We start from the raw sequence: 23,218 nt of genomic DNA on the forward strand, positions 1-23,218 counted from the left end.
TCTCCACAATCTGATTAGAAGCTCAAGCCGTTTTCACGGGCGGCTTCGGCCAATGCTTTTACGCGGCCGTGGTATTGAAAACCAGAACGGTCAAAAGCAACTTTCTCGATACCGGCAGCTTTGGCTTTTTCAGCAATGCGTTTGCCTACCAAAGCAGCGGCTTCCACATTACCGCCTGATTTCAGGCTGCCGCGCACTTCAGCTTCTACAGTAGAGGCAGAAGCCAATACTTTATCGCCTTCGGCACTGATAACTTGGGCATAAATATGGCTGTTGCTGCGGAACACGCACAAACGAACCATATTCAAACCTGCAATGCGCGCACGGGTTTTGCGTGCACGGCGCAGTCTTGCAACTTTTTTATTCATGATTACAGCCTCAATTATTTCTTCTTAGCTTCTTTCATGACCACCACCTCACCGACGTAGCGGACACCTTTGCCTTTGTAAGGCTCAGGCGGACGGAACGCACGGATTTCGGCGGCTGCCTGACCGACAACCTGTTTGTCCGCACCGCTCAATACAATCTCGGTTTGGGACGGGGTTTGAACGCTCACACCCGCAGGCATTTCATACTCAACGGGGTGGGAAAAGCCCAAAGAAAGATTCAATTTGCTGCCTTGAGCTTGGGCACGGTAGCCCACGCCGATTAATTGCAGCTTTTTCTCAAAGCCTTCCGATACGCCTTTTACCATATTGGCAACCAGCGCACGCACGGTGCCGGACATGGCACGGGCATGTTTGCTCTCATCGGCAGCGGCAAAAGTCAATACGCCGTTGTCGAGTTCAACTTTTACCGCACCGGTCAAAGGCAGCGACAAAGCACCGTTTTTACCTTTTACGGTCAAGGCATCTGTTCCGAAGTTTACTTCTACGCCAGCAGGAACAGTTACTGGATTTTTCGCTACGCGAGACATCTGAAAACGCTCCTTTAGGCAACAATGCACAGCAGCTCGCCGCCGATACCGGCTGCGCGCGCTTTACGGTCAGTCATCACACCTTTAGACGTGCTGACAACGGCAATACCCAAACCGTTCATCACAGTGGGGATTTCGTCCGCGCCCTTGTAAACGCGCAAACCGGGACGCGATACACGCTTGATTTGCTCGATTACCGGACGGCCGGCATAGTATTTCAACTCAACCGACAACACCGGTTTAGCATCGGCGGAAACGGAAAAATCTTCGATATAACCTTCTTCTTTCAAAACTTTGGCAATTGCACATTTCAGTTTTGAAGAAGGCATAGCCACAGCCGCTTTGCTGGAACGTTGTGCGTTGCGGATACGGGTCAGCATATCGGAAATAGGATCATGCATACTCATTTTTTATACTCCCATTACCAAGAGGCTTTGATAACACCCGGAATACCGCCGCGCATAGCGATTTCACGGATTTTGATGCGGCCCAAACCGAATTTGCGGAACACGCCGCGCGGACGACCAGTCAATGCACAACGGCGGCGCTGGCGCACAGGCATGGCATTACGGGGAATAGACTGCAATTTCAGGCGGGCTTCGAAACGCGCTTCGTCAGTTGCATTCGCGTCATTGATGACGGCAAAAATCGCAGCACGTTTGGCAGCGTATTTTTTCGCCAAAGCAACACGCTTTGCTTCACGATTAATAAGTGCTTTTTTAGCCATGATTAACCTTTAAAGGGAAACTTGAACAGAGACAGCAAAGCCTTGGCTTCTTCATCGGTTTTGGCGGTGGTGGTAATAGTAATATTCAAACCGCGCAAAGCATCGATTTTATCGTACTCAATTTCAGGGAAAATAATTTGCTCGCGCACACCCATATTGTAGTTACCGCGTCCGTCAAATGATTTGCCGCTTACACCACGGAAGTCGCGCACACGGGGCAGCGCGATGGTTACCAAACGGTCGAGAAACTCAAACATGCGCTCGCGGCGCAGGGTTACTTTGCAGCCTACGGGGTAGTTGTCGCGGATTTTAAAGCCCGCAATGGATTTACGCGCCACAGTTACTACCGGTTTTTGACCGGCAATTTTTTGCAAATCGGCAACAGCGTGCTCCATTACTTTTTTATCGGCAACGGCTTCACCCACACCCATATTCAGGGTGATTTTTTCAATACGGGGTACTTCCATAATGGATTTGTAACCGAATTGTTTCATCAATTCAGGCACTACCACGTTTTTATAATGCTCACTTAAACGCGCCATGTTTATTTACCTCGCTGGGGGGTGGGCACTTCCGCGCCGTTGGATTTGAACACGCGGACACGTTTGACTTTGCCTTCGCCTTCCACCAGTTTGATGCCGACACGGTCGGCTTTACCGGTAGCAGGATTTACCAAAGCCACATTAGAAATGGCCAAAGGCATGTTTTTCAAAACAATACCGCCTTCAATACCGCGCATTTGATTGGGTTTTTGATGGCGTTTGGCAACATTTACACCCTCTACTACCACTTTTTCGCCCAAAACACGCAATACTTCGCCCTGTTTGCCTTTGTCTTTACCGGCAATCACGACCACGCGGTCGCCTTTAATGATTTTATTCATTAGTCTTTGCCTTTCTTACAACACTTCAGGTGCCAGCGAAACAATTTTCATAAAGCGTTCGCCACGCAGTTCGCGGGTTACCGGGCCGAAAATACGGGTACCCATCGGCTCAAGTTTGTTGTTCAACAATACGGCAGCATTGTTGTCAAACTTAATCAGCGCACCGTCCGGACGACGGATGCCCTTGGCAGTACGCACCACCACGGCATTGTACACATCGCCTTTTTTCACACGACCGCGCGGCGCAGCGTCTTTTACCGCCACCTTAATAATGTCGCCCACATTCGCGTAGCGACGCTTGGACCCGCCCAACACTTTGATGCACATCACACGACGCGCACCAGAGTTGTCAGCCACATCCAAGATGGTCTGCATTTGAATCATGTCTGTATAACCTTAAACAAAAAATCCAACTTAATTTACCATTTTCAGCCAAATTCCCAGCATATTTGCTAGGGCTCATGCCTGAAACCTTACGGTTCGAGTAAACCAGTCTTGGCCCCGAAGGGAAGACACCCCGTATGAAGCCGAGGTCAAAATGAAGAATGAAATTCTACAACAAAATTTATCCAAACGCAATTTTTATTTTTCCAGCCATTTATGTTTGATTCCATCCAATGTACCATCTGCCTGAATCGCCGCCAAACCCGCATTCACAGTTGCCAACAACTCACGGTTACCCTTGCTGATTAAAAAGACAAATTGATGTTTTTCTGCATGTGCATCAACACTTAATCTCACCCCTTGCGCCTGAAACTGATTGGCATAATATTTCAATACCACCCCATCACCATAGACCACATCCGCCTCACCCGCCAACACAGCTTTTACCCCCTCATAAACACTTTTAATAGGCACTAAACTGATTTCTTTGGCATAAGGCAAACTCAAAATCTCTCGCTCTGCCATTGAATTCACAAAGACCGCCAAACGTTTCCCACGCAAATCCGCCAAACCATTTACCATTACCCCCTTACCCGCTAAAAGCATAAAACGGGTATCCATATACGGCTCGCTAATTTCAAAACGAGCAGCACGCTCAGGATTAGGATACATCGCAGCCGAAAGTAAATCATTTTGTTGATTTTCAATACTTTTAAATAGCATTTCCCAATTGGTTAGCATTGGCACAAATTCAAATCGAATATTTTGATTTTTGGCGATTGCCTGCAAAATTTCGATTTCAAAACCACCCACTTCACCCTTACCATCACGAATCACAAACGGCATATAAGGATAGGCAGTCACTTTATAGGTTTTCAACGATGCAATTTGCTTATTTTCATTTATTTTTTTACTTCCCTGACTACCATCTTCCTGCATACAAGCAAGCAACATTACCACACACATAAGCATGCAAAACCATTTGTTCATTTTGTCCCCTTTCAATTTAAATCTTTCCGTTTTAGTGCTTTATATACAAACTTTTGAATTAAAAAATTAAAGCGCCATTTTGACTGAATGAAATTATTTTAGTGGCACAATCTACCACAGTCATAAAGCAAAAGAAGTGAAGTTTTGCGTATAACACAATTCTTCACTTCTGTTTCAGTTAAAGCCTACCACTAATTATACGGTACGTGCTTTTTCAACCAGCTCTTTTACTACCCAAGATTTGGTTTTTGACAAAGGACGGGATTCCTGAATCACCACCACATCGCCGATACCATATTGGTTTTGCTCGTCGTGGGCATGGATTTTGGTGGAACGGCGCACGATTTTGCCATACAAGGGGTGTTTTACCTTGCGCTCTACCAGTACGGTTACCGTTTTGTCCATTTTGTCGCTTACCACTTTGCCTTGCAGGGTGCGGACAGTTTTTTCAGTACTCATTGCTTGCTGCCTTTTTCAGTAATAACTGTTTTGATGCGGGCAATGTTGCGGCGTACTTTTTTCAGTTCGCTGCTGTTACCCAACTGGCCGGTAGCATGCTGCATACGCAGGCTGAATTGCTGTTTCAGTTGAGCCAGCAGGTCTTGGTTCAGCTGCTCGACTGATTTTTCTTTCAATTCTTTGGCTTTCATTATTTACCCACCTGTCTTATTACAAATGTGGTTGCGATGGGCAGCTTGGCTGCTGCCAATGCAAATGCCTCACGCGCCAGAGACTCGGCGACACCGTCCATTTCGTACAATACTTTGCCGGGTTGGATTTCGGCAACATAGTATTCTACCGAACCTTTACCGCCACCCATACGCACTTGAATGGGTTTCTCAGTAATCGGTTTGTCGGGGAATACACGAATCCAAATACGGCCGCCACGTTTAATATGACGGGTCATGGCACGACGTGCCGCTTCAATTTGACGCGCAGTCAAACGACCGCGACCCACAGCTTTCAGACCAAAATCGCCAAAAGCAACAGTGTTGCCACGGGTAGCGATACCGGTGTTACGGCCTTTGTGCTGTTTGCGGTATTTCATTCTAGTTGGTTGCAGCATGACGACCACCCTTTCTACGACGGTTTTCCTGCTCAGGTTTCGCTTGAACCTGACCCGCTTCGCCTTTATACACCCAAACTTTCAAACCAATCACACCATAAGTGGTGTGGGCTTCGCTGGTTGCATAATCCACATCGGCACGCAGAGTGTGCAAAGGCACACGACCCTCGCGGTACCACTCGCTACGCGCGATGTCCGCACCATTCAAACGACCAGAAGTCATGATTTTGATGCCTTTAGCACCCGCACGCATGGCATTTTGCATGGCACGTTTCATGGCACGACGGAACTGTACGCGTTTTTCCAATTGCTGAGCAATGCCATCAGCAATAATTTGCGCGTCCAATTCAGGCTTGCGGATTTCTTCAATATTCACGTGAACGGAAACACCCATCAGCTTTTCCAAATCACGCTTCAGAATTTCAATGTCTTCGCCTTTTTTACCAATAACCACACCCGGACGTGCAGAATGAATGGTAATGCGGGCAGATTTGGCAGGACGCTCAATAACCACACGACCTACAGAAGCATTTGCCAAACGTTTGCTCAAATATTCACGCACGTCAATGTCTTGTTTCAGAACATCGGCAAAGTCAGTGCTTTTGGCAAACCATTTAGAAGACCAGTCTTTATTTACAGCCAAGCGGAAGCCAACCGGATGAATTTTTTGTCCCATTGTTGTTCCTTAGTTGCCTACCGTCACATTGATATGACAAGTTTGTTTTTCAATACGGTTGCCACGACCTTTGGCACGGGCTTGAAAGCGTTTCAACGATGCGGCTTTATCCACATAAATGGTAACGACTTTCAGCTCATCAATATCAGCACCTTCGTTGTGTTCTGCGTTGGCAATAGCAGACTCCAGTACTTTTTTAATCAATTCAGCACCTTTTTTGGGGCTGAATGCCAAAATATTCAATGCTTGGGCAACGTCTTTGCCACGAATCAAATCTGCAACCAAACGGGCTTTTTGTGCAGAGATACGGGCATTTTTATGCGATGCAGATACTCTCATGTTTTATCCCTTATTTTTTCTTAGCCTTTTTATCAGCCAAGTGGCCTTTAAAGGTACGGGTCAATGAGAACTCGCCCAATTTGTGACCAACCATGTTGTCGCTAATGAATACGGGCACATGGGTGCGACCGTTGTGTACAGCGATGGTTAAGCCGATAAAATCGGGCAGAATGGTAGAACGGCGAGACCAAGTTTTAATCGGACGTTTGTCATTGGTCGCACGAGCCGCATCAACCTTTTTCAACAAATGCAGGTCTACGTATGGACCTTTTTTCAGTGAACGAGCCATATCAATTAACCTTTATTTGAATAACGGCGGCGGACAATCATATTATCCGTACGTTTGTTGTTGCGTGTACGGTAACCTTTAGACGGTGTACCCCATGGGCTAACAGGTTCGCGAGCCTCACCAGTACGACCTTCACCACCACCGTGCGGGTGGTCTACAGGGTTCATTACCACACCTCGAACAGTCGGGCGAATACCGCGCCAACGATTGGCACCCGCTTTACCGATTTTTTTCAGGCTTTGCTCTTCGTTACCCACTTCGCCGACAGTAGCACGGCAATTTACATGGATACGACGCACCTCGCCAGAACGCAGACGAACTTGTGCATAAGAGCCTTCTTTTGCCAACAACACTGCAGAAGCACCGGCAGAACGGGCGATTTGTGCGCCTTTACCGGGTTTCATTTCAATACAGTGAATGGTGGTACCCACAGGGATATTGCGGATAGGCAAAGTGTTACCTGCTTTAATCGCTGCTTCTGAGCCAGAAACCAGCACCGCACCTGCTTTAATACCGCGCGGGGCAATAATGTAGCGGCGTTCGCCGTCAGCATAGCACAGCAAAGCGATGTGTGCGGTACGGTTGGGGTCGTATTCAATACGCTCTACTTTGGCGGGAATACCGTCTTTATTGCGTTTGAAATCAATCACACGGTAATGGTGCTTATGACCACCGCCTTTATGACGGGTGGTAATATGACCATTGTTGTTGCGACCAGCAGTAGAATTTTTCTTTTCCAACAGCGGCGCGTAGGGCGCACCCTTGTGCAGACCTTCGGTAACGACACGCACCATGCCGCGACGGCCGGCGGAAGTCGGTTTCATTTTTACGATAGCCATGCTTACTCCTTATCCGCAGTAGCAGCTGCGGCTTCCAAATCCAGCTCCTGACCGGCAGCCAAGCTGACATAGGCTTTTTTCACATCGCTGCGGCGACCCAAAGTACGACCGAAACGCTTGGTTTTGCCTTTGGTGGTGGTGGTGGTAACAGCAGCTACTTCCACACCAAACAGCAGTTCCACAGCCGCTTTGATTTCGGGCTTGGTTGCATCGGGCAACACTTTGAAAGCCATTTGGTTACGTTTTTCAGCCAGCAGATTGCTCTTTTCAGAAACAATAGGAGCCAAAATTACTTTCATCAGGCGTTGTTGGTTCATACCCATTGTTCCTCCAATTGTGCCACCGCGTCTTTAGTCAGCACGACTTTTTTGTAACGCAGCAGGCTGTAAGGGTCGGCTTGCGTGGCTTCCAGCACCAATACATTGGGCAGGTTGCGTGAAGACAGGTATACGTTTTCATCTAACTGCTTGGTAACAAACAGTACATTTTCCATACCCAAATTTTTTACCTGTTCAGCAAACTCTTTGGTTTTGGGTGTAGCAGCAGACAAATCTTCAATCACAAACAAACGCTCATCGCGCACCAGTTGCGACAAAATCGCCGCCATACCGGCACGGTACATTTTACGATTTACTTTATGGCTGAAGTTTTCATCGGGTTTGTTCGGGAACGCACGTCCACCTTTACGCCACAGCGGAGAAGAAGTCATACCAGAACGCGCACGACCTGTACCTTTTTGACGCCACGGTTTTTTAGTGGAGTGTTTTACTTCCGCACGGGTTTTTTGAGCGCGGTTGCCGGAACGGGCATTTGCCAAATAGGCAGTAACCAGCTGGTGCACCAAGGCTTCGTTGTATTCGCGGGCGAACAGGACATCGGAAGCGTTTACGCTGCCGGCTACCTGACCCTTCGCATCAATCAATTTCAATTCCATTACGCACCTACTTTCACAGCATGACGGACAATCACATTGCTGTTTACAGCACCGGGAACAGCACCTTTTACCAACAGCAAATTGCGTTCGGTATCAACACGCACGATTTCCAGATTTTGCACGGTGGACTTGGTATTACCGTATTGTCCTGCCATGCGTTTACCGGGGAATACGCGACCGGGGTCTTGCGCCATACCGATAGAACCCGGCACGCGGTGCGAACGCGAGTTACCGTGAGAAGTGCGCTGTGCGCCAAAGTTGTGGCGCTTGATGGTACCGGAGAAACCTTTACCTTTAGAAGTGCCGGTTACATCCACCAACTGACCTGCTTCAAAAATGGCAACGGTTACTTCGTCGCCCGCTTTGAGTTCGGCGGCTTTTTCTGCAGAAACCGCAAATTCATGCAAACCACGACCTGCTTCCACACCTGCTTTCGCAAAGTGTCCAGCTTCGGCTTGATTTACACGGTTTGCCTTTTTCTGACCGAAAGTCACTTGAACAGCGTTATAACCGTCAGTGGCTTCGGATTTGATTTGGGTAACGCGGTTGGCAGACAATTCCAGCACGGTTACGGGGATGGAAGCACCCTGATCCGTAAACACGCGGGTCATGCCCACTTTGCGTCCAACCAGACCTAAAGTCATGATTTTTTCCTTGTATAACAAAGGGGTCAGCTACGATTGGCTGACCTGTGGCAAAAATAAACACTTGGCGCAATGCCAAGCCCGACACTATAGCACAGTTTTTGCAAGGGTTTCAAGGAAATTTTTGAACACAACGTTTGTCTGTGGTTTTGCTGCAGCGCCTTCCACTATAATTAATTGCCCCTTTATTATTTTTTTTTAAGGAAACCGCATGAAATCCCCCCATAATCTGTGCTGGCTGGATATGGAAATGACGGGTTTAAACCCCGACACCGACAAAATCATTGAAATCGCCATGATTATTACCGACAGCAACTTAAACGTATTGGCGCAATCGCCCGTATATGCCGTTCACCAAAGCGATGAAATTTTAAACGCGATGGACAAATGGTGTACCGACACCCACACCCGCACAGGTTTGGTGGAACGTGTGCGCCAATCTGCGTTTAACGAAGCACAGGTAGAGCGCGAACTGATTGCCTTTATGGAACAATGGTTGCCGAAAAACAGTACGCCCATGTGCGGTAACACCATTCATCAGGACCGCCGTTTTATGGTACGCCACATGCCTGAGTTGGAAGCCTATTTCCATTACCGAAATTTAGATGTTTCCACTTTAAAAGAATTGGCAAAACGCTGGCATCCCGAAGTTTATCGCGGGGTAACGAAAAAAGGTTCGCACAAGGCTTTAGATGATATTTTGGAAAGTATTGAAGAATTAAAATATTACCGCGAACATTTTTTAAAACTGCCTGCCTGACGCCACTCGTCCCTTGCCAAATTTTTCACAGTGTTATAACATAACAACACCCCTTAAATTTGGAAAGGAATCGCGATTATGAAGGCAGGCATTCACCCTGAAAATTACCGCACCGTTTTGTTTTACGACAGCAGCGCCGAAACAGGCTGGCTGATTCGCTCGTGTGCGCCCACCAACCGCACCATGAAGTGGACGGACGGCGAGGAATATCCTGTATTTATGTTGGATACTTCATCGGCATCCCACCCCGTTTATACCGGCAAACAGCGCGAACACAATAAAGAAGGTCGTGCCAGCCAGTTTAACCAACGCTATGCGGGTATGATGAGCGCATTGAAAAAAGGAAAATAATTATGCAAGTATTGTCTTCTTTAAAAGCTGCCAAACAACGCCACCGCGATTGCCAAGTGGTGCGCCGCAAAGGTAAGGTGTATGTGATTTGTAAATCCAATCCGCGCTTTAAGGCACGTCAGCGTTAAAACGGCAGTTTACATCGGCAGCAGGCAAAATATTTGCCTGCCTGCTTGCTTTTGTGCAGCTAAAACCGTAAAATACTCGGATATTTATTTGTTGCGGGCGGATACCCTTTCTGCCCGTATTTTTGCGATAAGGCATCTGATGCCTTGTTTTTTGTTCTTTATCATTCGCTCTTTTATTGAAGGAATTGCCTCATGGCTAAAGAAAAGTTTGAACGTAGCAAACCGCACGTAAACGTTGGCACCATCGGTCACGTTGACCATGGTAAAACCACCCTCACCGCCGCACTGACCACCATCTTGGCCGAAAAATTCGGCGGTCAGGCGCGCGCATACGACCAAATCGACAACGCCCCCGAAGAAAAAGCCCGCGGTATTACCATTAACACCGCCCACGTTGAATACGAAACCGAAGGTCGTCACTACGCCCACGTTGACTGCCCCGGTCACGCCGACTATGTGAAAAACATGATTACCGGTGCTGCCCAAATGGACGGCGCGATTTTGGTATGTTCCGCTGCTGACGGTCCCATGCCGCAAACCCGCGAACACATCCTGTTGGCGCGTCAGGTAGGTGTACCCTACATCATCGTATTTATGAACAAATGCGATATGGTGGACGATGCCGAGCTGCTGGAATTGGTGGAAATGGAAATCCGTGACCTGTTGTCTAGCTACGACTTCCCCGGCGACGATGTGCCCATCGTTCAAGGTTCTGCCCTAAAAGCCTTGGAAGGCGATGCCGCTTACAAAGAAAAAATCTTTGAACTGGCTGCCGCTTTGGACAGCTACATCCCCACGCCTGAGCGTGCTGTGGACAAACCTTTCCTGCTGCCGATTGAAGACGTATTCTCCATCTCTGGTCGCGGTACCGTGGTGACTGGTCGTGTAGAGCGCGGCATTATCAAAGTAGGCGAAGAGATTGAAATCGTCGGTTTGAAAGACACCCAAAAAACCACTTGTACCGGTGTGGAAATGTTCCGCAAACTGCTGGACGAAGGTCAGGCAGGCGACAACGTAGGCGTGCTGCTGCGCGGTACCAAACGTGAAGACGTAGAACGCGGTCAAGTATTGGCCAAACCCGGTTCCATTACCCCGCACACCAAGTTCAAAGCCGAAGTGTACGTTTTGAGCAAAGAAGAAGGTGGTCGTCATACCCCGTTCTTCGCCAACTACCGTCCGCAATTCTACTTCCGTACCACTGACGTAACCGGCGCGGTTACTTTGGAAGAAGGCGTAGAAATGGTAATGCCGGGTGAAAACGTTGCCATTACCGTAGAACTGATTGCCCCCATCGCCATGGAAGAAGGCTTGCGTTTCGCGATTCGCGAAGGCGGTCGTACCGTCGGTGCAGGCGTGGTTTCTTCAGTTATTGCATAAGGATAGGACGACATGGCTAACCAAAAAATCCGTATCCGCCTGAAAGCCTACGACTACAGCCTGATTGACAAATCTGCACAAGAAATCGTGGAAACCGCCAAGCGCACCGGCGCAGTGGTAAAAGGTCCGATTCCTTTGCCGACTAAAATCGAGCGTTTCAACATCCTGCGTTCGCCGCACGTAAACAAAACTTCACGCGAACAGTTGGAAATCCGTACCCACTTGCGCCTGATGGACATTGTGGATTGGACCGACAAAACCACCGATGCGCTGATGAAGCTGGATTTGCCCGCTGGTGTAGATGTGGAAATTAAAGTTCAATAATCATTGGCTTAATTAAAGCACCATCCCCTTAAATCTTATGGTTTAAGGGGATTTTTGATGTATGGAATTTTATTGCTGATTGCCTAGCTATCTTATTTTGCCCGTGCGCCAATTCTCTATATCCAGCCCGCTTATGGTTCACATAGACATAAATCTGCCATTTTCTACCTTTTATTCCTGAAAAAATCCATTTCACTCTCGCAGAAACAATATTAGCGCAACAATAATTTATAATCCGCCCTTTTGGAGAAAATTTATGGCGGCTCAAGCGCATTGGTCGTCCAAAATCGGTTTTATTTTGTCGGCGGCAGGCTCGGCAATCGGTTTGGGCGCGATTTGGAAATTTCCTTACACAGCAGGCAACAACGGCGGTGCGGTTTTCTTTTTGATTTTTTTGGTGTTTACCCTGCTGATTGGTTTGCCTGTGTTATTGGCGGAATTTTATGTTGGGCGTAAATCCCAACGCAACGCCCTAGACGCATTCGGCGAACTCGCCCCCAAGACCCCCGCATGGAAAGCCGTAGGCATCGCAGGCGTACTTGCCTGTTTTCTGCTGCTGTCGTTTTACAGCGTGGTAGGCGGTTGGGTGCTTGCCTATGTGTGGCACGCCTTTAGCGGCGCAGTGGGCGCGGGAACAGATTTTGGCGCATTATTCGGCAGCACCATTTCTAATCCGTGGTCGGCAATCTTTTGGCAAATGCTGTTTATGCTGATTACCGTAGCTGTGGTGCAAAACGGTATTTCACAAGGCATTGAACGCGCCAGCCGTTACCTGATGCCCTTATTGTTCTTAATGTTTTTGGTATTGGCAGTGCGCTCGCTCACCTTGCCAGGGGCAATGGCAGGCGTATCTTTTCTGCTTGCGCCCGATTTTAGCAAAATCGGCGGAGAAACCCTGCTCACTGCCTTGGGACAAGCCTTTTTCGCGCTTAGTTTGGGTGTGTCTGCCATGCTCACTTACGCCGCTTATCTGGATAAAAACCAAGATTTATTCCGCTCGGCAAACAGCGTGATGTGGCTGAATATGCTGGTTTCGCTGCTGGCGGGTTTGGTAATTTTTCCTGCCGTATTTGCCTTTGGTATGAAACCCGATGCAGGTCCGGGATTGATTTTTATCGTTTTACCCGAAGTTTTTCAAAAAATCCCTTTCGGTACGGCATTGTTTGCCCTGTTTATGGTATTGATTGCCTTTGCCACGCTCACATCAGCCTTTGCCATGCTGGAAACCGTGGTCGCTGCCCTGATTCGCGGCAACGAAGCCAAACGCCGCAGCATCACCATCAGCACAGGCGCAGTGATTTTATTGGTAGGCATTCCGTCTGCCTTATCGTTTGGCGTATTGGGCGAATGGAAAATTATGGGTAAAACTGTATTTGATTTATGGGATTACCTGATTACCTCGTGGATTATGCCCTTGGGCGCACTCGCCACCGCCGCATTTGTCGGCTGGGCGCAACCGCGCGAAACCGTATTGGCACACATGCGCGAAGGCAGCAATATTTCTGACAAACTGATTGGATTGTGGTATTTGGCATTGCGCTGGCTCGCACCTGTTGCCATTTTACTGGTGTTTTGGCATACCTTAAGCAAATAATCGCGTTTGATTCCCATTATCATTTGCCTATGCCTGAGAAAATATGATAACCTTACATTTTATCAGGTTTTACAGGTATGGATAAATGGATGCTTTTTTTAGCTACAACGTTTTGGTTGCATTCGGCATCACGGTTGCCGCAGGTTTGGCAACCGTATTAGGCAGTGCATTGGTGTTTTTTTCCAAAACGCCCAACCCGCGCATTTTGGCATTTGGTTTGGCATTTGCAGGCGGGGCAATGGTTTATGTGTCGCTTACCGAGATTTTTACCAAATCCAGCGAAGCCTTCGCCGAAGTATCAGGCGAAAAAATGGGCATGGCGTATGCCACATTCGCGTTTTTAGGCGGTTTGCTGCTTACCGTGCTGATTGACTACCTCGTCCCCAATCCCCACGAAACTCTTGATCCCAACGACCCCATGTTTCAGGAAAAAAACCGTCATGCCGTGGCGCGTGTGGGGATTTTAGCAGCATTGGCGATTACCGCACACAATTTCCCTGAAGGCTTGGCAACCTTTTTTGCCACGCTCGACAGCCCCACTGTAGGCTTGCCCTTAGCGTTGGCGATTGCCATTCACAATATTCCCGAAGGCATTTCCATTGCTGCACCCGTATATTTTGCCACACGCAAAAAAGGACTGACGATTTTAGCGTGTTTGGCATCGGGTTTGGCAGAGCCTTTGGGTGCATTGCTGGGTTATGCCGTATTACAGCCGTTTTTATCGCCCACCGTATTTGGTGCCGTATTTGGTGTCATTGCAGGGGTAATGGTGTTTTTGGCGCTGGATGAGCTGTTGCCTGCTGCCAAACGCTATGCCACAGGGCATGAAACCGTATATGGATTGTGTATCGGTATGTCGGTAATGGCATTAAGTTTGGTATTATTTAATTTTTAAGCCGATTCAATATATAACAAACCCAATGGTTCAAATAAAATTGTGAATTCTTGGGTTTGTATTATATTGTGAATAACATAACTTCATACAACTTACTTGCTATGTATTTATTATGCTTTTAAATTTTCTAAAAAATATTGAAAAAACAATTTTTAATCGAAAGCCTATAGATTTTTATGTAATGATATTAATTCTGTCTTTGTCACTGATATTTTTTGTGACATTACCCATTTATTTAACGGTAGAAGTGGTTGAACAGGAGATAGCCCTACCAGATGGTTTGGTTTATACCAGACATCTCGATGCACCTAGATTCGTTGGCGGGGCATTGACTGTTGAATATAATGGTGAATTATATAGTTCAGATGTATGCAAATTTTATGAAACCGATATATGTGATCCCAATCTTAAAGGTCATCAGTTTATTGGTTCTAATGTAAAAATATTTGTTTTAGAACGGCGTATAAGCTTAAGAAAGAATAGAAAAGCTTCCCTATATATTACTTTTTTGAACGGTAGCTTTAAGCAAGTCAATGCAAATGAAAATAGAGTTTACACTCTCCCTGATAAGGATGTCGTTGGAAAAGGTAAATCCTTGAATGAGTTAATTAAGAATTGGTCAATAATATTAAGTGGATTGGGAATGCTATTCTCTATTTTGGGAATTAGGTTTCATATACATAAAAAATCAAACAGTAGCAGCTCAGATTAGGCATATCTATTATCTATAACCCAACATTACTAAAAAATACCGTTTAGGCACAAACCCAAACGGTATTTTCTATTCGCGGCTGCCTGAAAAACATTTCAGGCAGCCTGTTTCAATCAGCAGCCATTAACCTTTGCGGTCAGCAACTACTTTTTCAGCAACGTGAGACGGTGCTTCAGCGTATTTGGCAAACTCCATAGAGTAGGTAGCGCGACCTTGGGTAGCAGAACGCAAATCGGTTGAGTAACCGAACATTTCTGCCAAAGGCACTTCGGCGCGGACTTTTTTGCCGCCGATGCCGTCATCGTCCATACCCAGCACGATGCCGCGGCGACGGTTCAAGTCGCCCATCACATCGCCCATATACTCTTCGGGGGTTTCCACTTCTACCGCCATAATCGGCTCCAGCAATACGGGGCTGGCTTTCTTCATGCCTTCTTTAAATGCCATGGAAGCAGCCAACTCAAACGCGATTTGCGAAGAGTCCACATCGTGGTAAGAACCGAAAATCAGGCGTACACGCACGTCTACTACGGGGTAGCCGGCAACGATACCGTTAGGCAGGGTGTCGCGGATACCTTTGTCACAAGACGGGATAAATTCGCGCGGAATCACACCGCCTTTAATCTCGTCAATAAACTCGTAGCCTGCGCCGCCCGGTTCCATAGGTTCCATTTTGATGACCACATGACCGTACTGACCTTTACCACCAGACTGTTTAACGTGTTTGGCTTCGGATTCCACTTCTTTGCGGATGGTTTCGCGGTAGGCTACCTGCGGTGCTCCCACATTGGCTTCTACGCCAAATTCGCGTTTCATACGGTCCACAATAATTTCCAAGTGCAATTCGCCCATACCGGAAATAATGGTTTGACCGGATTCTTCATCGGTACGCACGCGGAAAGAGGGGTCTTCTTTTGCCAAGCGGTTCAGGGCAATACCCATTTTCTCTTGGTCGGCTTTGGTTTTCGGCTCAACGGCAACGTGAATCACGGGCTCGGGGAATTCCATGCGTTCCAAGATAATCGGGCTGTCTTCGGCGCACAGGGTTTCGCCTGTGGTTACGTCTTTCAAGCCGATGGCGGCAGCGATGTCGCCTGCGCGTACTTCTTCAATTTCGGTACGGTCGGCGGCAGTCATTTGTACCAAACGACCAATACGCTCGCGCGTGCCTTTAACGGAGTTAATCACGCTGTCGCCTGATTTCACCACGCCTGAATACACGCGGATAAAGGTCAGCTGACCAACGTATTTGTCGTTCAACATTTTGAACGCCAAAGCCGAGAATTTCTCGTTGTCGTCTGCCTGACGGCTTTGTTTTTCGCCATCAGGAGTTTCGCCTTGTACGGGCGGAATGTCGGTCGGGGCGGGCAGGAACTCTACCACCGCGTCCAACATACGTTGTACACCCTTGTTCTTAAAGGCAGAACCGCACAACATCGGTTGAATTTCGCCGTCCAAAGTACGTTGGCGCAAAGCAGAGATGATTTCGTCTTCAGACAGCTCTTCGCCGCCCAAATATTTGTCCATCAGCTCTTCGTTGGCTTCGGCAGCGGCTTCAATCATGTTTTGACGCCATTCTTCGGCAGTGGCCACCAAATCAGCGGGGATGTCGCCGTATTCAAAGGTGGTACCTTTGTCGGCTTCATTCCAAATAATCGCTTTCATTTTCAGCAGGTCAACCACGCCTTCAAAGCCGTCTTCCGCGCCCACAGGAATCACCACGGGAACGGGGTTCGCGCGCAAACGGGTACGCATTTGCTCAACCACGCGGAAGAAATTGGCACCTTGACGGTCCATTTTATTTACAAACGCCAAACGCGGCACTTTGTATTTGTTTGCCTGACGCCATACGGTTTCAGACTGGGGCTGTACGCCGCCTACTGCGCAGTAAACCATTACCGCACCGTCCAAAACGCGCATAGAACGCTCTACCTCTACGGTAAAGTCCACGTGTCCGGGGGTGTCGATGATGTTGAAGCGGTGTTCGGGGAACTGACCCGCCATACCTTTCCAGTAGGAAGTTACGGCGGCGGAAGTAATGGTAATACCGCGTTCTTGTTCCTGTTCCATGTAGTCGGTGGTGGCGGCACCGTCGTGCACTTCGCCCAGCTTGTGAGTCAGACCGGTATAAAACAGGATACGTTCGGTGGTGGTGGTTTTACCTGCGTCAATATGGGCGGAAATACCGATATTGCGGTACAGGTTAATCGGGGTTTTGCGAGCCATTTTTTAAGCCTTTCCAAAAAATTAGAAACGGAAATGTGAGAAGGCTTTGTTGGCTTCCGCCATGCGGTGTACTTCTTCGCGTTTTTTCAACGCGCCGCCGCGGCCTTCGGAAGCATCAATCAGCTCGCCTGCCAAACGCAAATCCATGGATTTTTCGCCACGTTTGCGGGCAGCGTCGCGCACCCAGCGCATCGCCAGCGCCAAACGGCGTGAAGCGCGTACCTCAACAGGAACTTGGTAGTTGGCACCACCCACACGGCGGCTTTTCACTTCAACTACGGGTTTGGCGTTGGCAATGGCTTCGTTGAAAACTTCAATTGCTTCTTTGCCTTGTACTTTTTTGGCAATGTGTTCCAATGCGCCGTACACGATGCGTTCGGCAACGGCTTTTTTGCCGTCAATCATCAGTACGTTCATGAACTTGGTCAGTTCTACGCTGCCGAATTTCGGATCGGGCAGTACGTCGCGCTTGGGGACTTCTCTACGTCTTGGCATGTTAATTCCTTAGTGTCTTCAGTTGGGGGCAATCCCATGAATACCCAATGGGGCATTCACTTACTCCGACTGTGTTTTCGGGCAGTCGGCGATGCCGTGTCAATGGATTATTTTTTCGGGCGTTTTGCACCGTATTTAGAACGTGCTTGTTTGCGGTCTTTCACGCCTGCGGTATCCAAAGAACCGCGAACGGTGTGGTAACGTACACCCGGCAAGTCTTTTACACGACCGCCGCGAATCAGTACCACGCTGTGTTCTTGCAGGTTGTGACCTTCACCGCCGATGTATGAAATCACTTCAAAGCCGTTAGTCAAACGTACTTTGCAGACTTTACGCAAGGCAGAGTTCGGTTTTTTCGGAGTGGTGGTGTACACGCGGGTGCATACGCCGCGTTTTTGCGGGCAGGCTTCCAGTGCGGGTACTTTATTGACGTACACGGGTTTTTGACGACCCTTGCGTACCAATTGGTTAATCGTTGGCATATTTTACTTTGTCCTGTTGAGTGAAAATATTTTGTCAGCACCATGCCGACAAGCTTTCTATTATATTTGTTTTTTCTGCCATTGGTCAATGTTTTGCGTGTGAAAGGCAGGGTTTTGCGGCATTTACAGCGCACGGGCTGTTCAAAATACCCGTTTTTTACCCCACAGGACGTATATGGCAAAGCCTTTGCCGCAGCGGTATAATTTGACTACGGACTGCGCCCCAAGTGCAGCGCCGCCTTTCCCGTTCCACTACTAACAATAAGGAATCGCACCATGATGAAAACGGTTTTGCGCGGTGTCGCCGCATTGACTTTGTGTACCGCATTAAGTGCCTGCCATTTGCCCGCGCCGCCGCCTGCAGTGCTTACCCCGCCCGCAGGTGCGCCGCTACTGTCGCTCAACGTCAAAATTACCCCTGCCAATCCCGTTTCCCAACGCTATTACAGCAGCGGACAAGGACACATCATCACCACCCAAAACGGACAAAGCCTGTTCCGTGTCGGTTTGCGTAACGAACTGTTTCAAGGTGGTGCCACACGCATTGGCACAGCGCGTTACGGACAAGCCGAAGCCTCATCCATTAGCGGACGCTATATTGCCTGCCGCTACGAAATGGTGTCTGCCTATTCGGGAAGGGGCAGTTGCCGTTTGTCTGACGGCGCATTGTTCGCCATGCAGATTTACCGCTAAACCACACAAACAAAAAAGCGCAACCTTTTATCAGGTTGCGCTTTGTTTATGCTGATTTAGTTGCGTCGTGCCTTAAAGCCCAACAAATGCTGGGTAGAAGCCATCCACGCCCCCACAATCCCCAACAGGCACACGCCGCCAAACACCGCCGCGATTTCCCACGGCAAAAAGCTGCGCCATTGCAAAGTAATGCCGTAAGGCTGAAAAATCTGATTGACCAAAGGACGCGCCACGTGCAACACCCACGCGCTCAACACCAGACTTAATACCACCGATACCACACTTTGCCATACTGCCTGATACAGAAACGGACGGCGCACAAATGAAGACGGCGCACCCAATAATTTGGTGATTTCAATTTCTTCTTTGTGGCTGAGGATTTGCAAACGGATGGTATTGTGTGCCACCAGCACATACGCCACACTTAATGTAGCTGCCAAAAACCAAAAGGCTTTTTTTACCAAATCATTGATTTGGTAAAGTGTCTGCATCCACTCTTGGTCCATTTGCGCTTGTTCTACCATCGGATACTGCGCCAATGCCTGTTGCACTGCCAACACGGATTGGGGATTGGCATTGTCGGGGGTAACCACAAATACATCGGGCAAGGGGTTTTCATCGAGCATGGAAACGGCATCTTGTGTGCCCATGGCTTCTTTTAATTCGTCCAAGCCCTGTTCTTTGCCAACAAATTTAAAGTCTTTAACTTGTTTGTTGTCTGACAATAATTTACGCACGGCTTCAATGTCGTTTTGCTGTGCGCCTTGTTCAAAATACAGGGTAATTTGTGGCACTTCGCTGAGTTTGTCGAGTACGTTTTGACTGCTTTGTACGCCCAAATACAGGGTAAGCGGCAGTGCCATGGCAATCGACAGCATCGCCAAAATCAGTAAGGTAGCAAAGGGCTGTTTGAGAAAATAGCCTGCGGCGCGGCGTGCGCTTTCGGCGTGGTGGGAAAAGTATTGAATCATGCTGAAAACCTGCCTTCCTGAAAACGCAAAATCCGATGTCCGTAATTTTGCATCAGTGTTTCGTCGTGTGCCGCCACAATCACGGTGGTGCCGACTTCGTGAAATGTTTTAAACAGTTCCATAATGTCTAAAGCATAGGCACGGTCTAGGTTGGCAGACGGTTCGTCAGCAATCAGCAGGCTGGGCTGGTGTACCACGGCACGGGCAATGCACAAACGCTGCTGTTCGCCGCCTGATAAGCTCATGGGGTCTGCCAGCTCGCGCCCGCCCAAACCGACTTTTTCAATCGCCATACGCGCACGGCGTTCGGCGTTTTTGCGGTCGTAACCGATAATGCGTAAGGGCAGCAGCACATTTTGCAGCACATTGCGGTCAAACAGGATCTTATGGTCTTGAAACACAATGCCGACGTGCTGGCGCAGATAGCCCAGCTCGTTGTCAGACAACGAACCCAAATCGTTTTGGTTGATGAATACTTTGCCAGTGGTGGGCTTGGTGATGCCCGCAATCAGTTTGAGAATGGTGGATTTGCCTGCGCCCGAATGGCCGGCAACAAAAATCATTTCGCCTTTTTCGATGGTGAAACTGACATTGTTCAAAGCCCGAAATCCGCCCGGATAAATTTTGGAAACCGATTCAAAACGTATCATAAATATTGGCGCCTGTGGTAAAAATACTCGTATGGGGTAAACAGGGCAATATCACGGCAGACACTGCCCCTGCAAATGCTACGATTATACGCGATTTTACCGCCGCAAAAGCAAAAGCCGCCGTAAAAGCCCGTCTTGTGTTACGCGAAAAAAACACCATGCTATAATTTCCGTCCGATTTTCCAACCCGAATTGAGCCCAGATGCCCAAGCATTTGAACGAACAAACCCTGCACGCCCTGATTAGCGAACGCGTGGAAAACAACGCCCCTTTCGGACTGCTGCTTGCCCTTACCCGCTGGCTGCGCCACGGCAAAGCCAAACACGCAGCCGAACGCGTGCGCCTGCTGCGCCGCACACTGGAAGCCGATGCCGAATTATGCGGCAAAACCGCCGTTTTACTCAGCCGTTGGCTGTGCCATTTGCGCCTGTATCCGCTGTTTATCAGTGCGGGTATTTTTTCCCGCGAAGGCTTTGCCCGCGAACTGATGGGGCGTTGGTACGAAAAGTTCAATCCCGCCTACAAAGACCTTTCCGATTTGCGCGATATTTTCTCGCAACTTTTTAAAGAAGAACGCGATGTAGAGTGGCTGGAAGCCGTGCCGATGCGCGAATGGCTGGTGTTGCTCAACCTGTTGCGCCGCCACACGCCCGAACAAAACCGCGAAACCGCCCGCCGCTATATGCGTCAGGAAGGTTTATATGCGGTGGAAATGCTGGCGATTTGGGTGGCAGCCGAAGAATTGGAACCCGACTTAATCCGCCTAGACCCCAAGCTGCTGGACCGCGATTCGCCCTTTGTGGCATTGGAACGGGAAGTAGCACGCTGGGTAGAAGCCCGTTTTGCCGATGCCCCGTTTGACGACAGCCATTTGTATGTAATGCTTGACCAATGCCGCCGTCAGGTAGAAAACCTGCGTAAAAAAGGCACTTTGGCGGGTGCAGGTTCGTCTTTGGGCGTGGCACACCTGTTGGAACGTCTTGACCAAACCCTTGGGCGCATGACCATGCTGATGGACGTTTTCTCGCCCGTTGCCATTGCCCCACGCCGCGTTTTGGCACTGACCGGCACGTTGGCACGCGCCGCTGCTGAACAACACAGTCTGTCGTGGCTGTGGAAACGCAGCGTTAAAATGCTTGCCCGCAGCATTACCCAAAATTCCAGCGACCACGGCGAACACTACATCACCCGCAATACCGCCGAATACCGCAGTATGTTTTATTCGGCGGCGGGCGGCGGGGTGGTGATTGCGCTGATGTCGCTGTTTAAAATCCACTTGGGTATGGTGATTCAAAACCAATTTTGGTTAAGTTTAGCAGAAGGCTTAAACTACGGCATCGGTTTTGCGCTGATTTATATGCTGGGCTTTACCGTTGCCACCAAACAGCCCGCCATGACCGCATCACGTTTTGCCGCCGCAGTAGAACGTAACGATAAAGGTCATGCCGTGGACATGAAGCTGGCGCAATTATTGGTAGATGTGCTGCGTTCGCAAACCGCCGCCGCGTTTGGCAACGTGTTTGCCGCCATCAGTTTGGCTGCCGTGATTGCCGGTGTCTATTGGCTGACCAACCTCAGTCCGCTATTAGACCCGTCCCAAGTTGCCTATCAGGTTCACGCCGTTGACCCGATGGCAGGAACATTATGGTTTGCCGCCATTGCGGGTGTGTGGCTGTTTTGTTCGGGCATTATTTCGGGCTTTTTTGACAACCGCTGCGATTACTTAAATTTAAGAATGCGCCTGCGCCATCATCCGCTGCTCAGCCCCCTGCCCGAAAAAACCCGCGCCCGTTTTGCCGATTATGTGCATAACCACTACGGCTCGATTATGGGCAACCTCTGCTTCGGTATGCTATTGGGGATGACGGGCTTTGTCGGACACGTTACCGGCTTGCCTTTGGATATCCGCCATGTGGCGTTTTCGTCTGCCAATATCGGTTATGCTTCCGTCAGCGGCATGGCGGGTTTGGGCGAATTTTTGAAAAACCTGATTTTTGTGCTGCTGATTGGCGGTGTCAATTTATGGGTCAGCTTTTCCATTACCCTGTGGGTGGCACTACGCTCGCGCGAAACCCGCATTGACAGCTGGTGGCGCATTTTCCGCTGCGTGTGGCAAATTGCCAAAGAGCGTCCGTGGAGTCTGTTTTTCCCGTGGCAACTGCCCCAAGATGCCATCGCCGCTGCCGTAAAAGAAAATAAAGACGGCAAGGAAAGCAAAGAAAGCGACCATACGCCCCACTAAAACCCAAAACAGGCAGATGTATTTTTTCATCTGCCTGTTGTTTTAAGTATTCTCAAACTGCCGCAGCATTTTTTCTGTTTCATCAATCAGTACGGCAGGCGAACAATTCAAACCTTCCGCCAGTTTAAACACCGTAACCAATGATGGCTGTTGCCTGCCTAATTCCAGCAAGCTGATATACACACGCTGCAAATCCGCCTCAAATGCCAACTGTTCTTGTGTCAGTTTCAGGTTTTTTCTTCTTGTACGCAAGACTTTACCAAATGCACGGGTAAGTGTTTCCATAATCTAGCCAATGAATACATTTGCATGAATTTCATCAGCCTGTTATGATTATGTCTTCATACAATAGTATGAATTTAACCCACATCTTTTTCACTTAAAGGAAGTAAACACCATGAACGTAAGAGACTTCATTTTACTGATGGCAAATAGTGCCGCACAAACCCAGCCCAATTATGTTAATCCCGTTGAGTTAGCTGAAATTTACAACCGAAAACACGGCAATACCAATGAGCAAACCATGTTTCAAGAATGTGAAAATCTGGTTCAAGAAGGAAGTTTAAAACGTCAAAATATCAATCCTGACAATAATCAGCTCAACAATAACCTATATTTTCAATAAAATACT

General features: G+C 48.6%; 35 protein-coding genes. 11 read left to right on the forward strand and 24 right to left on the reverse strand.

Annotated elements, in window-relative coordinates:
* Positions 1–14 precede the first annotated feature (14 nt).
* The 18 genes from rplR to rplC all read right to left on the reverse strand — a co-directional run bounded on the left by rplR (position 15) and on the right by rplC (position 8,687).
* Positions 15–368, reverse strand: coding sequence for a 50S ribosomal protein L18 (rplR, locus tag H3L98_RS01765; RefSeq protein WP_027022360.1), 354 nt, complete (start codon positions 366–368; stop codon positions 15–17).
* Between the two features lie 14 nt (positions 369–382).
* Positions 383–916: a 50S ribosomal protein L6 gene (rplF, locus tag H3L98_RS01770; protein ID WP_027022361.1), complete on the reverse strand. Its 534-nt coding sequence runs from the start codon at positions 914–916 to the stop codon at positions 383–385.
* Between the two features lie 14 nt (positions 917–930).
* The gene (rpsH, locus tag H3L98_RS01775) at positions 931–1,323 is read right to left on the reverse strand and encodes a 30S ribosomal protein S8 (protein ID WP_027022362.1); all 393 of its coding nucleotides are present in this window, start codon (positions 1,321–1,323) and stop codon (positions 931–933) included.
* A gap of 14 nt (positions 1,324–1,337) precedes the next feature.
* Positions 1,338–1,643 carry a 30S ribosomal protein S14 gene (gene rpsN / locus H3L98_RS01780; RefSeq protein ID WP_027022363.1) on the reverse strand — a complete coding sequence of 102 codons (306 nt, stop codon included), beginning with the start codon at positions 1,641–1,643 and terminating at the stop codon, positions 1,338–1,340.
* Positions 1,644–1,645: 2 nt separating this feature from the next.
* Positions 1,646–2,185: a 50S ribosomal protein L5 gene (gene rplE / locus H3L98_RS01785; protein WP_027022364.1), complete on the reverse strand. Its 540-nt coding sequence runs from the start codon at positions 2,183–2,185 to the stop codon at positions 1,646–1,648.
* Positions 2,186–2,187: 2 nt separating this feature from the next.
* Positions 2,188–2,526 carry a 50S ribosomal protein L24 gene (rplX, locus tag H3L98_RS01790; protein WP_027022365.1) on the reverse strand — a complete coding sequence of 113 codons (339 nt, stop codon included), beginning with the start codon at positions 2,524–2,526 and terminating at the stop codon, positions 2,188–2,190.
* Positions 2,527–2,541: 15 nt separating this feature from the next.
* Positions 2,542–2,910: a 50S ribosomal protein L14 gene (gene rplN / locus H3L98_RS01795; protein WP_027022366.1), complete on the reverse strand. Its 369-nt coding sequence runs from the start codon at positions 2,908–2,910 to the stop codon at positions 2,542–2,544.
* Positions 2,911–3,108: 198 nt separating this feature from the next.
* Positions 3,109–3,900: a substrate-binding periplasmic protein gene (locus tag H3L98_RS01800; RefSeq protein ID WP_084481904.1), complete on the reverse strand. Its 792-nt coding sequence runs from the start codon at positions 3,898–3,900 to the stop codon at positions 3,109–3,111.
* A gap of 195 nt (positions 3,901–4,095) precedes the next feature.
* Positions 4,096–4,359, reverse strand: a complete 264-nt coding sequence (gene rpsQ, locus H3L98_RS01805) for a 30S ribosomal protein S17 (protein WP_027022368.1) — start codon at positions 4,357–4,359, stop codon at positions 4,096–4,098.
* Positions 4,356–4,550, reverse strand: coding sequence for a 50S ribosomal protein L29 (gene rpmC, locus H3L98_RS01810; protein ID WP_027022369.1), 195 nt, complete (start codon positions 4,548–4,550; stop codon positions 4,356–4,358). Before rpmC ends, rpsQ begins: the two co-directional genes overlap by 4 nt.
* Positions 4,550–4,966, reverse strand: coding sequence for a 50S ribosomal protein L16 (rplP, locus tag H3L98_RS01815; protein WP_027022370.1), 417 nt, complete (start codon positions 4,964–4,966; stop codon positions 4,550–4,552). Before rplP ends, rpmC begins: the two co-directional genes overlap by 1 nt.
* Positions 4,950–5,642 (reverse strand): 30S ribosomal protein S3, encoded by a 693-nt coding sequence (gene rpsC, locus H3L98_RS01820; RefSeq protein ID WP_027022371.1) that lies wholly within the window; start codon positions 5,640–5,642, stop codon positions 4,950–4,952. The genes rplP and rpsC overlap by 17 nt, the downstream gene beginning before the upstream one ends.
* A gap of 9 nt (positions 5,643–5,651) precedes the next feature.
* Positions 5,652–5,981, reverse strand: a complete 330-nt coding sequence (rplV, locus tag H3L98_RS01825; RefSeq protein ID WP_027022372.1) for a 50S ribosomal protein L22 — start codon at positions 5,979–5,981, stop codon at positions 5,652–5,654.
* Between the two features lie 10 nt (positions 5,982–5,991).
* Entirely contained in the window at positions 5,992–6,270 is a 279-nt protein-coding gene (gene rpsS / locus H3L98_RS01830) for a 30S ribosomal protein S19 (RefSeq protein ID WP_002642293.1), read from the reverse strand.
* Between the two features lie 5 nt (positions 6,271–6,275).
* Entirely contained in the window at positions 6,276–7,109 is an 834-nt protein-coding gene (rplB, locus tag H3L98_RS01835) for a 50S ribosomal protein L2 (protein ID WP_027022373.1), read from the reverse strand.
* A gap of 2 nt (positions 7,110–7,111) precedes the next feature.
* A complete protein-coding gene (gene rplW, locus H3L98_RS01840) occupies positions 7,112–7,426 on the reverse strand; it encodes a 50S ribosomal protein L23 (protein WP_027022374.1) in 315 nt (104 codons plus the stop codon).
* Complete coding sequence (gene rplD / locus H3L98_RS01845) at positions 7,423–8,043, reverse strand: 50S ribosomal protein L4 (RefSeq protein ID WP_027022375.1); 621 nt, start codon at positions 8,041–8,043, stop codon at positions 7,423–7,425. Before rplD ends, rplW begins: the two co-directional genes overlap by 4 nt.
* Positions 8,043–8,687 (reverse strand): 50S ribosomal protein L3, encoded by a 645-nt coding sequence (gene rplC / locus H3L98_RS01850; RefSeq protein ID WP_027022376.1) that lies wholly within the window; start codon positions 8,685–8,687, stop codon positions 8,043–8,045. The genes rplD and rplC overlap by 1 nt, the downstream gene beginning before the upstream one ends.
* Positions 8,688–8,898: 211 nt before the next feature.
* Between rplC and orn the strand changes: the two genes are divergently transcribed.
* The 8 genes from orn (at position 8,899) to H3L98_RS01890 (ending at position 14,828) form a co-directional block, all read left to right on the forward strand.
* Entirely contained in the window at positions 8,899–9,447 is a 549-nt protein-coding gene (gene orn / locus H3L98_RS01855; protein ID WP_027022377.1) for an oligoribonuclease, read from the forward strand.
* A gap of 78 nt (positions 9,448–9,525) precedes the next feature.
* Complete coding sequence (locus H3L98_RS01860; protein ID WP_027022378.1) at positions 9,526–9,798, forward strand: type B 50S ribosomal protein L31; 273 nt, start codon at positions 9,526–9,528, stop codon at positions 9,796–9,798.
* A 2-nt stretch (positions 9,799–9,800) separates the two neighbouring features.
* A complete protein-coding gene (gene ykgO / locus H3L98_RS01865; protein ID WP_027022379.1) occupies positions 9,801–9,926 on the forward strand; it encodes a type B 50S ribosomal protein L36 in 126 nt (41 codons plus the stop codon).
* A 192-nt stretch (positions 9,927–10,118) separates the two neighbouring features.
* Positions 10,119–11,303: an elongation factor Tu gene (gene tuf, locus H3L98_RS01870; protein ID WP_182078444.1), complete on the forward strand. Its 1,185-nt coding sequence runs from the start codon at positions 10,119–10,121 to the stop codon at positions 11,301–11,303.
* 12 nt (positions 11,304–11,315) lie between these two features.
* Positions 11,316–11,627, forward strand: coding sequence for a 30S ribosomal protein S10 (gene rpsJ / locus H3L98_RS01875; protein ID WP_027022381.1), 312 nt, complete (start codon positions 11,316–11,318; stop codon positions 11,625–11,627).
* Positions 11,628–11,883: 256 nt separating this feature from the next.
* Positions 11,884–13,221 (forward strand): sodium-dependent transporter, encoded by a 1,338-nt coding sequence (locus tag H3L98_RS01880; protein WP_027022382.1) that lies wholly within the window; start codon positions 11,884–11,886, stop codon positions 13,219–13,221.
* An 85-nt stretch (positions 13,222–13,306) separates the two neighbouring features.
* Positions 13,307–14,116 (forward strand): zinc transporter ZupT, encoded by an 810-nt coding sequence (gene zupT / locus H3L98_RS01885; protein ID WP_027022383.1) that lies wholly within the window; start codon positions 13,307–13,309, stop codon positions 14,114–14,116.
* A 112-nt stretch (positions 14,117–14,228) separates the two neighbouring features.
* Positions 14,229–14,828: a hypothetical protein gene (locus tag H3L98_RS01890; RefSeq protein ID WP_027022384.1), complete on the forward strand. Its 600-nt coding sequence runs from the start codon at positions 14,229–14,231 to the stop codon at positions 14,826–14,828.
* A 123-nt stretch (positions 14,829–14,951) separates the two neighbouring features.
* Here the strand turns inward: H3L98_RS01890 and fusA are convergent, their stop codons facing one another.
* From fusA to rpsL, 3 genes are all read right to left on the reverse strand, one after another.
* Positions 14,952–17,054: an elongation factor G gene (gene fusA / locus H3L98_RS01895; RefSeq protein ID WP_027022385.1), complete on the reverse strand. Its 2,103-nt coding sequence runs from the start codon at positions 17,052–17,054 to the stop codon at positions 14,952–14,954.
* A gap of 21 nt (positions 17,055–17,075) precedes the next feature.
* Complete coding sequence (gene rpsG, locus H3L98_RS01900; protein WP_027022386.1) at positions 17,076–17,549, reverse strand: 30S ribosomal protein S7; 474 nt, start codon at positions 17,547–17,549, stop codon at positions 17,076–17,078.
* A gap of 107 nt (positions 17,550–17,656) precedes the next feature.
* Positions 17,657–18,031, reverse strand: a complete 375-nt coding sequence (gene rpsL, locus H3L98_RS01905; RefSeq protein WP_003792002.1) for a 30S ribosomal protein S12 — start codon at positions 18,029–18,031, stop codon at positions 17,657–17,659.
* Between the two features lie 276 nt (positions 18,032–18,307).
* Here rpsL and H3L98_RS01910 point away from each other — a divergent pair, with 276 nt between their 5' ends.
* Positions 18,308–18,724 carry a hypothetical protein gene (locus tag H3L98_RS01910; RefSeq protein WP_051532119.1) on the forward strand — a complete coding sequence of 139 codons (417 nt, stop codon included), beginning with the start codon at positions 18,308–18,310 and terminating at the stop codon, positions 18,722–18,724.
* Between the two features lie 56 nt (positions 18,725–18,780).
* Here H3L98_RS01910 and ftsX read toward each other — a convergent pair whose 3' ends face one another.
* Complete coding sequence (gene ftsX / locus H3L98_RS01915; protein ID WP_027022387.1) at positions 18,781–19,695, reverse strand: permease-like cell division protein FtsX; 915 nt, start codon at positions 19,693–19,695, stop codon at positions 18,781–18,783.
* Positions 19,692–20,345: a cell division ATP-binding protein FtsE gene (locus tag H3L98_RS01920; RefSeq protein WP_027022388.1), complete on the reverse strand. Its 654-nt coding sequence runs from the start codon at positions 20,343–20,345 to the stop codon at positions 19,692–19,694. Before H3L98_RS01920 ends, ftsX begins: the two co-directional genes overlap by 4 nt.
* A gap of 202 nt (positions 20,346–20,547) precedes the next feature.
* Between H3L98_RS01920 and H3L98_RS01925 the strand changes: the two genes are divergently transcribed.
* Entirely contained in the window at positions 20,548–22,587 is a 2,040-nt protein-coding gene (locus H3L98_RS01925; RefSeq protein WP_051532120.1) for a site-specific recombinase, read from the forward strand.
* 42 nt (positions 22,588–22,629) lie between these two features.
* On the opposite strand, the gene H3L98_RS01930 is transcribed toward H3L98_RS01925, so the two are convergent.
* Entirely contained in the window at positions 22,630–22,872 is a 243-nt protein-coding gene (locus tag H3L98_RS01930; RefSeq protein WP_027022389.1) for a helix-turn-helix domain-containing protein, read from the reverse strand.
* Between the two features lie 112 nt (positions 22,873–22,984).
* Here H3L98_RS01930 and H3L98_RS01935 point away from each other — a divergent pair, with 112 nt between their 5' ends.
* The gene (locus H3L98_RS01935) at positions 22,985–23,212 is read left to right on the forward strand and encodes a hypothetical protein (RefSeq protein ID WP_156932319.1); all 228 of its coding nucleotides are present in this window, start codon (positions 22,985–22,987) and stop codon (positions 23,210–23,212) included.
* The last annotated feature ends 6 nt before the right edge of the window (positions 23,213–23,218 follow it).

The sequence above is a fragment of the Conchiformibius steedae genome (assembly GCF_014054725.1).
Classification (GTDB): Bacteria; Pseudomonadota; Gammaproteobacteria; order Burkholderiales; family Neisseriaceae; genus Conchiformibius; species Conchiformibius steedae.